Annotated in this window: 7 protein-coding genes; 2 read left to right on the forward strand and 5 right to left on the reverse strand. The window is 61.8% G+C overall.

Annotation, left to right across the window (positions count from 1 at the left end; translation table 11 throughout):
- Positions 1-31 precede the first annotated feature (31 nt).
- Both AC3YOG_RS11345 and AC3YOG_RS11350 read right to left on the reverse strand, forming a co-directional pair.
- Positions 32-2551 (reverse strand): beta-mannosidase, encoded by a 2520-nt coding sequence (locus AC3YOG_RS11345; RefSeq protein ID WP_489935136.1) that lies wholly within the window; start codon positions 2549-2551, stop codon positions 32-34.
- A gap of 181 nt (positions 2552-2732) precedes the next feature.
- A complete protein-coding gene (locus tag AC3YOG_RS11350) occupies positions 2733-4583 on the reverse strand; it encodes an ABC transporter ATP-binding protein (protein WP_489935137.1) in 1851 nt (616 codons plus the stop codon).
- Between the two features lie 269 nt (positions 4584-4852).
- Here AC3YOG_RS11350 and pepN point away from each other — a divergent pair, with 269 nt between their 5' ends.
- Positions 4853-7489 carry an aminopeptidase N gene (gene pepN / locus AC3YOG_RS11355; RefSeq protein WP_489935138.1) on the forward strand — a complete coding sequence of 879 codons (2637 nt, stop codon included), beginning with the start codon at positions 4853-4855 and terminating at the stop codon, positions 7487-7489.
- A 301-nt stretch (positions 7490-7790) separates the two neighbouring features.
- Positions 7791-9314 (forward strand): sensor histidine kinase, encoded by a 1524-nt coding sequence (locus tag AC3YOG_RS11360; protein ID WP_489935139.1) that lies wholly within the window; start codon positions 7791-7793, stop codon positions 9312-9314.
- Between the two features lie 4 nt (positions 9315-9318).
- On the opposite strand, the gene AC3YOG_RS11365 is transcribed toward AC3YOG_RS11360, so the two are convergent.
- From AC3YOG_RS11365 to AC3YOG_RS11375, 3 genes are read right to left on the reverse strand one after another with little or no spacing between them, the layout of a single operon-like run.
- Positions 9319-12201, reverse strand: a complete 2883-nt coding sequence (locus AC3YOG_RS11365; RefSeq protein WP_489935140.1) for a bifunctional [glutamine synthetase] adenylyltransferase/[glutamine synthetase]-adenylyl-L-tyrosine phosphorylase — start codon at positions 12199-12201, stop codon at positions 9319-9321.
- Between the two features lie 48 nt (positions 12202-12249).
- Positions 12250-13656: a HAMP domain-containing sensor histidine kinase gene (locus tag AC3YOG_RS11370; RefSeq protein WP_127752388.1), complete on the reverse strand. Its 1407-nt coding sequence runs from the start codon at positions 13654-13656 to the stop codon at positions 12250-12252.
- A 3-nt stretch (positions 13657-13659) separates the two neighbouring features.
- The gene (locus AC3YOG_RS11375; RefSeq protein ID WP_127752387.1) at positions 13660-14331 is read right to left on the reverse strand and encodes a response regulator transcription factor; all 672 of its coding nucleotides are present in this window, start codon (positions 14329-14331) and stop codon (positions 13660-13662) included.
- Positions 14332-14349 lie beyond the last annotated feature (18 nt).

The raw sequence follows: 14349 nt of genomic DNA on the forward strand, positions 1-14349 counted from the left end.
CCCTTGCCACGAGACAAGGGGCTGGCCGGAGCTAGAAGGTATCTGCCAGCGTGCGGATGCTGAGCGTGGCCGCAAGCTCCTTGGCGCTGAACTTGCCGCCATGGCGAGGCGTAAAGCCCAGCACTGTGGGCCGACCCGGCAGCAGGGTGATGGCGTTGTCGGAGAAATAGCCGGGCTGATCGACCGTCACGGTGGTGAACAGGCCGGGCTTATCGGCCTCAAGGGTCAGCACCGGGCCGGCGGGGCCCTCGGCCCAGCTGGCCGACACCGCTACGGGCGGCAGCTCATAGGCCTTGTAGGGCTTGGGGAAGTAATCATTCTCGCCCAGCACCTTGCCGGCCGCATCGCGCCAGGTGAACAACAGGAACTCGTCGGCGGCGAGATCGGCAACGTCGAGCGTCGCCACAGCCATTGCAGCATCCGGGCCAACGGCGCTGCTGCCGGAGAACACCACTCGATCGCCCCCGCCGACCTTGACCGCCCGGACTTCGAGGCTGATCGTCACCTCGGCCGCGGTATCGTTGACGGCCTTGAGCACGATCTGCGTTGGCGCCGCACCCTCGACCGGCAGCCCGCGCGAATTGGTCTTGAGTTCTGCATGCCGGGGTACCGCGACGACGTTCACCGGCAAGAAGAAGCGCTTCGCCATATACTGCAGCAGCTTCCACTGCCCGCCGTAATCAAGGCTCGCCCAGCTCGCGACCGGCCAGATATCGTTGATCTGCCAATAAAGCGTGCCCATGCAGCGCGGCTTGGTCGAGCGCCAGTATTCGATGGCGGTCTTCATCGCCAGGCCCTGCTGGATCTGGGACAGGAACACCATCTGGTCGAAATCGCGCGGGAAGCGGAAGTAGCGCGTCATGGTTTCAAGGATGCGCGCATTGCCCCCGTCATTGCGCTGATGGTTCTCCATCACGGGCGAAGAGGGATTCCTGTCTTTCTGTTCAGAGAACGTTTGGATTACGTTCATCGAGGTGAACGACTGGAAGCCGAACTCGGAAGCAAACCGCGGATTGACCGTCCGATAGGCCTCGAAAGCCTTGGCCGAATGCCAGACATCCCAGTAATGCGTGTCGCCGCGGGTATCGGCATGCCAGCCATCCGAGAAATCGAGATAGCCCATCGAGGGCGATGACGGCCAGAACCGCCGCGCCGGATCCTCATCCTCGACAATGGTGCCGAGCATGTGGTTGAGCCGGTCATAGTTCGCCACGTAACGCTCTGGCGCAGCCCGCGTTTCCGGGTACCAGCCCAGCGAGCCGATCACCTCATTGTCCCCGCACCACAGGGCAATACAGGCGTGATGGGACAGTCGCCGCACCTGCTGGGTGACCTCCTCGCGCACGCTGGCCAGGAACGCCCGATCGGACGGATAGCTCATGCAGGCAAACATGAAGTCGTGCCAGATGAGGATCCCAAGCTCATCGCACAGATCATAGAAGCAATCGGGCTCATACTGCCCACCGCCCCAGATCCGCAGCATATTCATATTCGCGGCCTTGGCGCTGCCCAACAGATCGCGAATAACCTCAGGCGTAATGCGGCTCGGAATGGCATCCGCCGGGATCCAGTTGGCGCCCATCATGGTGATGTCGCGCCCATTGATGCGACACTTGAAGGTGTGATCGATCTCGTCGGGCTCGACTACCCATTCGAGCTGCCGCAAGCCAAGCTTGCGGGTAGTGCGCTCACCATCTAGTTCGGTTTCCAGCTCATAAAGGGGCTGCTCGCCCTGCCCAGCCGGCCACCACAGGCGCGGGTTTTCAATGCGAACACCATGGATGAGCAGGTTTTCGCCGCGGTGGACGGGCACGGTTTCGCGAATGCTCTGCCCATCGATTGCGTGGCTGATCGACACCTCGCCGGCGGCGAAGGCGAAGATGCGGGTGCGGATGGTCAGCTCGACAGCGCCGTCGCGATGCAGCTGATCGACCTGTACGCTTTCCTGCCGCGCGAGGCGCGAGCGGCGCAGCTGCATCGTGCCATAAACGCCGATCGGCATCAGGCATATGCCCCAATCCCAGCCGGCATGGCATTGGGCCTTGCGCACAAAATTGAGGTGAATGCCCTCCAGACCATTGGTCTGGTAGTTCTTGGTAAAAGGCAGCGGGAATGGATGCGCTTCGGCGCGCGCCTTGGCGACATCGCGCGTGACGGCAAATTGGATGCGCAGCGTGTTGCTGCCTTTCCGTACCTTACCGGTCACATCGATGTCATGGCGAACAAAGGAATTATCGGTGCGGGCGATCGCTTCGCCGTTGAGGAAAATGGTGGCGATGCAGTCCACCTCGGCCAGGGTCAGGGTCAAATAGCCATCGATATCGGCTGCACTTGCTTCAAAGCTGCGCTCGACCGACCATTCGGTGCGGTTGACCCACATGACCTCCTTCTCGTTCTCCCCGAAGTACGGATCGGGGATCTCCCCATTCGCCAGCAGGGCGCCATGTACGTCGCCAGGCAAGGTGATGGGAGCCGAGGTGTGATAGGTTGGCGAGGAAAGGCGGAATGTCCCTCCCAGTTCAAGCACAGAATAAGCGGCGGCAGTGGACATCCGTTTCCTCCCAGTAGACGTCGTTCAAAGCAGCGAAAGCGCCGCTGCAATCGATTTCAGCCTTCTACAGAGTCTGCCGGATAGCTCCAATGGGGGTGGTCTGGCTGTGCAAGACTTTTTGCTTCGAGGCGCAGAATAATCCTAGGAGCGCCGGCACGGGCACGACGGCACAGAGGCCGCTCTACTGAGCGGCCTCTTCGCTTTGGTCGGCTTCGATGAAGCCGCCGGATTGCCGCTGCCAGAGTTGAGCGTAAAGCCCGCCCTGCGCGAGGAGCTCGGCATGGGTGCCTTGCTCGACCACCCGTCCGCGATCGAGCACCACCAGCCGATCCATGGCAGCGATGGTCGAAAGCCGGTGAGCAATGGCAATCACGGTCTTGCCGCGCATCAGCAGTTGCAGCTGGCTCTGGATGGCCGCTTCCACTTCACTGTCGAGCGCCGAGGTGGCCTCATCGAGCACCAGGATTGGTGCGTTTTTGAGCAGCACCCTGGCGATGGCGATGCGCTGCCGCTGCCCGCCGGAGAGCTTTACCCCACGCTCCCCGACATGGGCGTCGTAACCCTTGCGGCCCTGGGCGTCGCTCAGGGTCTCGATGAAATCGGCGGCTTCTGCGAGTTCGGCCGCCTGGCGGATCTCCGCTTCCGTGGCATCGGGGCGGCCATAGGCGATGTTGTCGCGCACGGAGCGGTGCAGCAAGGACGTGTCCTGGGTCACTACGCCGATATTGGCGCGCAGGGAGTCTTGGGTAACTGTCGCGATATCCTTGCCATCGATCAGGATGCTGCCGCCCTGACGATCATAGAAGCGGAGCAGCAGGTTGACGATGGTGGACTTGCCCGCGCCTGACCGGCCGATCAGGCCAATCTTCTCGCCCGGACGGATATGCAGGTTGAGCCCCTCGATGACACCGCTGTTCTTGCCATAATGGAAGCTGACATTTTCAAAGCGGATGTCGCCAGTGACCTTGCCGATTGGCTGCGCCCCCTCGGCATCGGACACAACGCGCGGAAGCGAAATCGAGGCGATGCCGTCGCGCACCGTGCCGATGTTTTCGAACAGCGCCGACATTTCCCACATGACCCACTGGCTCATGCCCTGGAACCGCATCACCAGCCCCAGCGACACCGCCAAGGCGCCTGGGGACATCGTCCCCTGTAACCAAAGCCAGATGCCCGTGGCACCAACGAAAAACAGCAGCAGCGCATTGGAGAAATTCACGGCCACGTTGAGCACGGTGAACATGCGCATCTGCCGATAAACGGTGTCGAGAAAGCCATCCATGGCTTCGCGGGCATAACGCTCCTCCCGATTGGAATGGGAGAAGAGCTTAACCGTCGCGATATTGGTATAGCTATCGACGATGCGGCCCGTCATGGTCGAGCGGGCATCGGCCTGTTGCTCGGAGATCTTGCCGAGCCGCGGAATGAAGTACCACATCAACAGGATGTAGCAGACCACCCAGGCCAGAAATGGCAGTGCCAGCCGCCAGTCGGTCGCGGCGGCAAGCACAACCGCGCCGGTGAAGTAAACGCTCACATAGACCAGCATGTCGAGCAGCTTCATGACCACTTCGCGCACGGCGAGCGAGGTCTGCATCAGCTTGGCGCCGATGCGCCCGGCAAACTCGTCCTGGAAGTAGCTCATCGACTGGCGGATGAGATAGCGATGGCTCATCCAGCGAATACGCTGCGGGAAATTACCAAGAAGAGTCTGGTGCATGGTGAGCGTTGAAAGCAGCACCAGCCCCGGCAGCACGATAACGACGATCGCGCCCATGATGGCCAGCTTCCAGCCATCCGTGGCCAGGAAAGTCTGGGGGTCCGCATCGGCCAGCCAGTTCACCACATCGCCGATAAAGCCGAATAGCAGGATTTCGCCCGCCGCGATCAGCGCCGCGGTTACAGCCATCAAGCCGAGCCACTTCTTGGCGCCCCGGCTGTAGTAAAGGCAAAACGCGAGCAAGCCACGGGGCGGTTCACTGGGCTCTTCGACAGGATACGGGTTCAGACGTTGTTCAAACCAGCGCAACATGCGGCCACCCTTTTTCAAGCAAACAGACGTTCAAGAGCGCCCTGTCACGACGCTGACTCCCAAAAATAGAAGACGCTGGAACGTCAACCGGGGGAAATCTTGCGCGGGACGCCAGCCACATAACTGGTTTCCCTCCCCATTGACGTCCAATTTGACGTAGAAGGAGGGAGGCGGCCACGAGCCGCACTGATCGCATATCTAACCGAAGTCTGCTGTTGCGGCACGGCCACAATCGATTGAAGACTAAGGTTCACACCTGGACCGAAATCATGCGTACTGAAACCGAGCACACTATCTATCTCAAAGATTACGCGCCCAGTCCTTATCGCATCACGGCGGTAGACCTGGATTTTCGCATCCTCGAAGAGGGGACGCGCGTTCGCTCGCTGCTGACGATCGAGCCACGCCCGGACACGGCTGCAGGCACGCCGCTGGTGCTGGATGGCGACGGTTTGCGGCTGCAATCGGTGGCCCTCGACGGCTTGCCGCTGGTGGAGGCTGCCTATGCAGCCGATGCCAACGGGATGACTCTCGTCGAGCCGCCACTGCGTCGGTTCGTGCTGGAAACCGAGGTCACCCTGCGGCCGGAAAACAACACCAAGTTAATGGGGCTTTATCGCTCCAACGGGACCTGGTGCACGCAGTGTGAGCCCGAGGGCTTTCGGCGCATCACCTATTACCTCGATCGCCCCGACAACCTCGCCACATTCAAGGTGCGCATAACGGCGCCGGAGGCCGTGGCACCGGTGCTGCTCTCCAACGGCAATCTGATGGAGCGCGGTGACGCTGGCGACGGCCTGCATTATGCGGTTTGGGAGGACCCCTTCCCCAAGCCGGCCTACCTCTTTGCCCTTGTTGCCGGCAAGCTCGGCTCGATCAGCGACAGCTTCACCACCATGTCCGGCCGCAAGGTGGAACTGGCGATCTATTGCGAGCCAGGCAAGGAAGACCAGTGCGGCTGGGCCATGGACAGCCTCAAGCGCTCGATGGCCTGGGACGAGAAGCGGTTTGGGCGCGAATACGACCTCGACATCTTCAACATCGTCGCGGTGTCGGATTTCAACTTCGGCGCCATGGAAAACAAGGGCCTCAACATCTTCAACGATCGGCTGGTGTTTGCCCGGCCGGACACGGCCAGCGACGCCAATTACGCTTCGATCGAGCGCGTCATCGCTCACGAATACTTCCACAACTGGACGGGCAATCGCATTACCTGTCGCGACTGGTTCCAGCTTTGCCTCAAGGAAGGGTTAACGGTTTACCGGGACCAGGAGTTTTCCTCGGACGAGCGCAGCCGTCCGGTGCAGCGGATCCATGACGTGCAGAATTTGCGCGTGTCGCAGTTTCCCGAAGATGGTGGGCCGCTGGCCCATCCACCCCGCCCCGACCAATATCGCGAAATCAACAACTTCTACACGACCACCGTCTACGAGAAGGGTGCCGAAATCGTGCGGATGCTGGCGACCCTCTTGGGCGAAGCCGGGTTCCGCAAGGGCATGGACCTTTATTTCCAGCGGCACGATGGTGAAGCCACGACTATCGAGGCTTTCCTCGCGGTCTTCTCGGAAGCCAACGATATCGATCTGGAGCAATTCAAGATCTGGTATCTGCAGGCTGGCACCCCTCAGGTCACGGTTTCAGACAGCTATGATCCCATCAGTCGCACCTATCGGCTGACCCTCAAGCAACACACCGCACCAACTCCCGGGCAACCGGAGAAGTCGCCGCTGGTCATCCCTGTCAAGTTCGGCCTGCTCGGACCCAACGGAAGCGAACTAAGCTGGACGGGCGTATCTGGCGGAACGGTAAGCGACGACCTCATCATCCTCGACACCGAAACAGCCGTGATCGAGTTCAGGGGGGTCGCCAACCAGCCCATTCCTTCCTTGTTCCGTGGTTTTTCCGCGCCGGTGCAGGTCCATGCCGACCGGTCCGCGGCGGACAATCTGTTCTTGGCCCGGCATGACAGCGATCCGTTTAACCGCTGGGAAGCGCTGCAATCGGTCAGCACCGAGCTGATGGTGGCAGCTGCCCAAGGCAAGACTTGGCGCGATGAAGCGATCGCCGCACTGCGCGAAGCCATGATGGAGACGCTGGGTGACCCCGGGCTCGACCACGCCTTCAAGGCGCAGGCACTTGGTCTGCCCGACGAGTCGGTTGTTGCCCGAGCCATCGGCCGGGATGTAGATCCGGATCGCGTCCATCAGGTGCGCCAGGCTTTGATCGGCGCAGTCTTCGGACCGGTTGCTGCAATGCTGCAGGCCGCCTACGAGGGCCTCGCCATCACGGAGGCTTATGCCCCCACCACGGCGCAGTCCGGCCAACGCTCCTTGCGCAATCGCCTGCTGTCCCTCCTGGTCCAAGCGAGCCCCGATGGGGCCGCGCTCGCAGCCCGGCAGTACCATGAAGCCACCAACATGACCGATCGCCTGGCGGCGCTCGCGGTCAGCGGTTCGCAGTGGACCCCCGACGCCCCTGCCCTTCTAGCTGACTTCCGCCTGCGCTTTGCCGGGGACCTTTTGGTGTTCGACAAATGGCTCAGTGTTTCGGCCAGCGCCACCGATGATGGGGTGATCGAGCGCATGCGTACCATCCTTGCCGATCCCGGCTTCCCCAAGACCAATCCGAATCGCTTGCGCTCGCTTGTGGGGACATTTGCGATGGGCAACCCGACTCAGTTTTCCCGTGCCGACGGCGCCGGTTTCCGCTTCGTGACGGACTTCGTGGCGGAGGTGGATTCGGTCAACCCGCAGGTGGCTGCGCGGGTGCTGACAGGCTTCAGAATCTGGCAGAATCTGGAGCCAAACCGGCGCGAGGCAGCGCACGCGGCGCTCCGGCAGTTGCAGGCCTCGACCGAGCTGAGCCGCAACACGGCTGACATACTTTCCCGCATGTTGGGAAGCTAAATGCACGTTCCTGTGGAAGAATATTTCTCCGCCGCTAAGTGATTCAAGAGACTCGCCTTTTGGCGGCTCTCGCTTTAGCGCTGGCCGGAGAGGTATGGACAAGCTGCCACCGCCTGATTCATTGTTCGTTAAGGGTATCGGTCGGGGCAATTAGCCTCACATTACGGAGTTATTCATGCGGTCGGCGGAGCAATCCGGCGTCGGCGCTGATGGATTCAGCGTGGGCAAAGGTCAGAATTCAGCTCATCGGCCAGAAGGCGAGAACACCCATACAGGGTCACTTTTCCGCAAGGTTTCGCCCGTGACGAGGACCGTCGCACTCACCGCCATCCTGGCCGCGACGCTTTTCATTATCTATGACACGGCAAGGACCCTTGATGAGGCCCGTCGCGACCTGACCGCCATCGGCGCATTGATGGCAGACGAGATTGCCGCAACCACCGCTCCGTTGCCGCAGCTGCAACAAGCGGTAAGGCTGTCGGGCGGTGTCGTTCATGCGCGGCTACACGCCGATCCTTCCACTGCTCCCCAGAGAACGCTCGTCAGCGAGCAGTTCCCCGTTGGTCAGCACGGTATCTTGTTGCTTGAAGCCAATGAGGACCTGATATGGCCCGGCCTGCTGGTCCGGGCCCTGGCCGCCCTTGCCGTGGCTGCGCTGATGACAGGCCTCTCCTGGCGCCGCAGCCACTTCAACGAAATGCCCGATCGCATGCAGCGTTTTGTCTACCAGACCCTTGCTTCGGCTGTGCCGATGGGGATGGCGTGCTGGACCAAATCGGGCCAGCTGGTGGTCTGCAATCAACAGTACCGCGAGCGCCTGGACCTGGAGGGTACAAGCGTGACCTACCCCCAAATGGTCAAGCGACTGATTGCCGGCGGATACATGAAGCTGGTCAATGACGCGGACAACACCCGCTTGATGGAGCTGCATCGCGAAGACGGCAGCTGCATGCTGATCGAGGAACGTCCCTTGGGCGACGGCAATTTCCTTACGCTCGTGACCGATGTCACCGAGCGCAAGAAAGCCGATTCACTGCTGAACTCCATCCGGGAGGAGCAGCGGCTGCTCGCCCGCCGCTATCATGAGGAAAAGCTCAAGGCCGAGGCCGCCAGCCGCTCCAAGACCAATTTCCTGGCTCATCTCAGCCATGACGTACGCACGCCGCTCAACCACATCATCGGCTTTGCCGAACTGATGCGGCATGAGGCTTATGGCCCGCTCGGCGATCGCCGCTACAAGGATTACGTGCAGTCGATCAAGTCCTCTGGCGAACACCTGCTGGATTCCTTTGCGACCATTCTTGATCTCGCGGAGCTTGAAGGCGGGCAGAAGATGCTGCGCTCCGATCCACTCAGCGTGGACGAGCTCCTCGACGAGGTCGGGCAGCGCTTCCGTGGACAAACTGCGCGAGCCGGGCTGAGCTTTGTGCGCGGCGAAGGTAGCGGCGCGGTTGTGCATGGCGACCGCCTAGGGCTGTTGCGCATGATCGGCAATATCGTCGAGAACGCGATCCGCTTCACGCCGAGCGGGGGCCGAGTCACGCTGGCAGCCTTTGCTGCCCATGATGGCGTTGTTATTGAAATCACCGATACCGGGCTCGGCATGAACGAGGAGCGGCTGGCCAGTCTTTCCCAGCCTTTCGCCCTTGGTGACGCGACCTTCACTCGCGAAGGGGTTGGTCACGGCCTTGGCATTTCGATTTCGCGCGCCATTGCCGAGCTCAGCGGCGGGCACATGGCCATTGACTCCAGCCCTTCCCTGGGCACGACGGTGGCCATATCCCTGCCGTTGCGCAGCGAAGAAGGCATTCGGGCGGCCGAATAGGCATCTATAGGGCTGCGGCTCGCTCGTACCAGGCCTGCGCTGCGGCCGAGACCTCGGCGCGCATTTCAGCAAGATCCAGCTCAAGCCGGCTGAAATCGGGGTAGTGGGTCAGTTGCGCTAGCAATTCCCGGAAGGCCCCATTCCAGCCTTCCTCCTTGAACGGGTCGAGCAAGGCAGAGCTCATCACCTGGATCACTTCCGAATAAAGCCCATGGATCTGGGCGAGCCGTGTGCCGCTGGGCAGCAAGCCAAGCTCGTCGAGCCGGGTCAGCACCTCCGCCGTGAGCGCCTGCGGCAAGCCCAGTTGGGAGCCGACCGACAGGAACCCTGACTGGGCGATGAACTCCAGGTCCACCAGTCCGCCCGCCGCGAGCTTAAGGTCAAATGGGTGGCGGGGTGGCCGTTCCTTGGCCAGCAACGCCCGCATCGAACGAACATCCTCGATGACCTTGGCGGTGTCGCGCCGCGTTGCCAGCACCCGGGCCACGGCGTCGTTCATCTGTTCGCCGAAGGTGCCGTCGGCAAAGACTATGCGCGCGCGGCTGAGCGCGAGATGCTCCCAAGTCCAGGCATGTTCGAGCTGGTAATCCACAAAGCCGTGCAAGCTGGTGGCGAGCGGGCCGGCATTGCCGGAAGGGCGCAGGCGCATATCGGCCTGGTACAGCACGCCCTCTGCTGTCGGAGCGCTGATGGCGGCCACCAGCCGCTGGGTCAGCCGGGTGTAGTAATGGCTGGCACTGAGGGGTTTGTCGCCGTCCGATTCCACGTCGGGAGCATCATAAAGCATGATGAAATCGAGGTCGGAGGTGGCTGTCATCTCGCGGCTAGCCATTTTGCCGAAGGCTAGCAGCGCCACCCGGCCGTCCCTGATGCGGCCGTGGCGGCGCTCGAACTCGACCTTAACCGTCGCGAAAAGGCGGTTCAGCAGGGTTTCGGCCAAGGCCGTGAACTGCTCACCTGCACCCTTCGCGCTCACTGTGCCCGAGAGCAAGCCCGCGGCAATCAGGAATCGCTGCTCCTGTCCGATGATCCTGGCGCGATCGATGCTCTCCTCATAGGAGCGAGCTTCAGCCATGAAGGCATCGACCTTGGAAATCAGCACGTCGCGATGTGTGACTTCGCTGGCAAATGCGGGGTCGATCAAGGCATCCATGACATGGGTGCGGTGGATCACCGCTTCGGCCATGCGGGGGGCCGAGGCCATCATTTGCACCAGCAAGGTGCGCAGATCGGCATGAGTGCGCAGCAAGGCAAAGAGCTGCACGCCCGTGGGTAGGCGGGACAGGAAGTTGTCGAACCGCGCCAGCGCCAGATCAGCATTGCCGGCAGCGCCAAGCGTCGACAACAGCGCTGGGAGCAGCTCGGTCAAATGGGCGCGGGCAGCCGCTGCACGCGTCGCAGGGTAGCTGCCGTAATGCCACTTGCGAATAGTTGCGATCGCGAGATGAGGGTCAGTGAAGCCGAGCTGCGATAGGGTTTCCAGCGTGCCCGGGTCATCATCGCTGCCGGTAAACACTAGGTTGCCTTCAGCACTACCCAGGCTCTCCCCTTCGGTGAATAGCTCGCCATAGTAGGAAGATACCAGCTCGAGTGCGGCACGATACTCGGCCTGAAACCGCAGCAGGCTGTCCTCCCCCATGAGCCGGGCAATGCTGGCCAGATCGTCAGCATTGGTCGGCATGGTATGGGTTTGTTCATCCCGCAGCATCTGCAGCCGGTTCTCCACGGCGCGCAAGAACCAATAGGTGTGGCTCAACTCTGAAGCGGCCGTGAGCGTGATCCAATTGGCATCGGCCAGCGCCGCGAGTGCGAGGACCGTAGGTTTGGCGCGCAGGCTCTTGTCGCGCCCGCCGGCAATCAGTTGTTGGGTTTGGGTGAAGAACTCGATCTCGCGGATTCCGCCGCGCCCGAGTTTGACGTTGTGACCTTCCACGCGGATCTCGCCAACGTTCTTGGCAATGTTGATCTGGCGTTTCATAGCTTGGATATCGGCAATGGTCGCGAAATCGAGATGCTTGCGCCAGATATAGGGCGCCAGTTCCTTGAGGAAACTGGCGCCAACTTCCCCATCGCCGGCGCAAGTTCGCGCCTTGATCCAGGCGGCCCGCTCCCAGTTCTGGCCGCGGCTTTCGTAATAGGCAAGGGCCGCATCAACCGAGATCGCGACCGGGGTCGAACCCGGATCGGGCCGCAGCCGCAGGTCAGTGCGGAACACATAACCATCGGGCGTGCGATCTTCGATCAGTCCCATCAGCCGCTGCACAACGCGTGAATAGAACCTCGTCGCTTCGGCCGGCTCAGCTAGAACGCCTTTCTCCGGATCAAAAAACGCGACAATGTCGATGTCGGAAGAGTAGTTCAGTTCCTGTCCGCCATGCTTGCCCAGCGCGAAAAGGGCAAGGCCCGAATTGGCCGCCGTCGCTTCCTCGACTGGAATGGCCAGCAAGCCCCGGCCGGCAGCCTGGCGCATCAAGAGGTCCAGTGCGGCTTCAAGGGCAGCATCGGCAAGGTCGGACAGGGCAGCAGTGGTCTGTGCGGTGCTTAGAGCTCGCCCCGTTTCGGTGACCGCCGCCCACAAGGCGGTGCGCGCCTTGGCGCGACGCAGTATGGGCGCCAGCGCCGCTTCGTCGGCCGCGGTTCGCCCGGCCTCAGCGACATCATCGAGGATGGCATGAAACACTGAGTTTGGCACTTGCCCCAGCGCCTGAGCCAACCATCCCGCATTGGCTTGAGCTAGGCCCAAGAGATATGGCGCTGTTTCCAGCAAAGGGCCGAGGGCACTGGCAGCTACTGCCAGCGGAACGCGCTCGGCCTCGGGAAGGCTGCCGAGCCATTCATCGAAGCGCGGCGTTGGCGTCGGGGGCAGTTGTTGGAGGGCAGTAGCCATAAACCTATGTGATATATGGGACCTTTAGCCGCGGCAAGCCGGTCCCCGTCACCCTGCAGGCAGGTCGATGATCGCCCGCGCCCCAGGAGCATTGTCGGCGAGCCGGAAGCTGCCGCCATGCAGGCGCGCCACCGCGTCCACCAGCGAAAGCCCAAGCCCTGATCCCGGTTCAGACCGGCTTTTTTCCAGTCGCACAAAGCGCTCTACAACGCGCAGCCTATCTTCCTCTGCAATGCCGGGACCATTATCGGCAACCTCGATCAGGACCCGCCCGCGTTCTTCGCGCAAACTGATGGTGATCCGCCCCTGCCCGCCCTGCTCGGGCTTGGCATATTTCAAAGCGTTCTCGAGCAGGTTGACCATGGCTTGCCCAATCAGTTCGCGATTACCCTTCAGGCGAACGGATGGGGCAATCGCGGTTTCAACGGCAATTCCCTCGTCCTCGGCCACGGGGCCATAGAGCTCGGCTAGATCGGTTACAACGGCGCTGACATCGACCTCGGCGAATGCGCCCGATGGGGCACCCGCCTCCGCTCTGGCGATCATCAGAAGAGCGTTGAAGGTGCGGATCAGGCGGTCGCTTTCAGCAATGGTGGTTTCGAGTGCCTGCTCGCGGGTCATGTCGCTTGCCCCGGGGCGCAGTGCCGCCTCCGCCTGATTGCGCAGGCGAGTCAGCGGCGTCTTGAGGTCGTGCGCGACGTTGTCGGTGACTTCCTTGAGGCCCTGCAGCAACTGCTCGATGCGGTCGAGCATGGCATTGAGGTTGGTGGCCAGTCCGTCGAATTCGTCATTGCGCCGGGTGATCGGCACGCGCTCGGAGAGATTGCCCGACATGATCTTGGTTGAGGTATCGCGGATGGAATCGATACGCCGCAGCACTCTTCTGGCGGTGAGGCCCCCCGCCACCATGGAAAAGAAGATGATTCCGGCGACCCCCACGAGGAAACTTCGCACAATGATGGCCGAGTAGCCCCGCCGTTCCAGCACGTCACGGCCAACCACCAGCCGCAGCCCGTTGCTGAGTTCAAGCGAACGCACCACAGCAACGCCCCGGCGGGGACCCGCATCGGACTGGCCGTCGTCCCCCAAGGGGCTGGCCCGTTCATAGTCGAAGCTGTAAACGCCCGGCTCCACTAGCACTCCCGCGGGAATTTGCACGACATTGCCCAAGAGGTACTGGCCGGATGCGTCGCCCAGGAAGTATACGCCCGGGCCCGGCTGGCGCGACAGCCGGTCCACGGCTATGGCGAGGCCACGAAGCCCCTGGTTCGCATCGATCCGCTGGAACAAGCGCACTTCGCGATCGATATCATCTGCCTGCTGGCGCTGGATCTGCACGCTGGACTGCCAAGTAATAAAGCCCAGCAGCAGCACGGCAAACAGGATGAAGATCAGGATAAACGCGGCGGTCAACCGGACCGTGGAGGTGCGCCAGAGTTGGGCAAGACGGTGCACGCGCTACTCGCGGATCATGTAACCGGCGCCCCGCACCGTGTGGAGCAGTGGATTGGCATAGCCTTTGTCGATCTTGGCCCGCAGGCGCGACATATGCACATCGATGACATTGGTCTGGGGGTCGAAATGATAATCCCAGACATTTTCCAGCAGCATGGTGCGGGTCACCACCTTACCGGCATTTCTCATCAGGTATTCCAGTAGTCTGAATTCCCGCGGCTGGAGCAGGATAGATTCGCCATCCCGTTCCACCTTGCGTGACAGGCGGTCCAGCGTCAGGCCGCTAACCTCATAGGTCGTGGCGGCTTCAGAGGGGCTGGAGCGGCGGGCCAGCACTTCAACCCGGGCCAGCAATTCGGTGAAGGCATAAGGCTTGGTCAGGTAATCGTCGCCGCCCGCGCGCAGCCCGGTGACACGATCATCGACCTCGCCGAGTGCCGACAAGATCAATACGGGCGTATTGTCACCCTTGGCCCTTAGCGACTCGACAATGGAAAGACCGTCCCGGCGAGGCAGCATGCGATCAACGATCAGTACGTCGTATTCCATATCCGACGCCATGGCGTGGCCGGTTTCCCCATCGGTGGCGTGGTGGGTCACGTGACCGGATTCATCAAGCGCCTGGATCAGGTAACTTGCTGCCTCACGATCGTCTTCAATCAGCAAAATCTTCACCGTGACGCTCCCGGCGCA

Source organism: Devosia sp. Z6_126 (assembly GCF_058133495.1).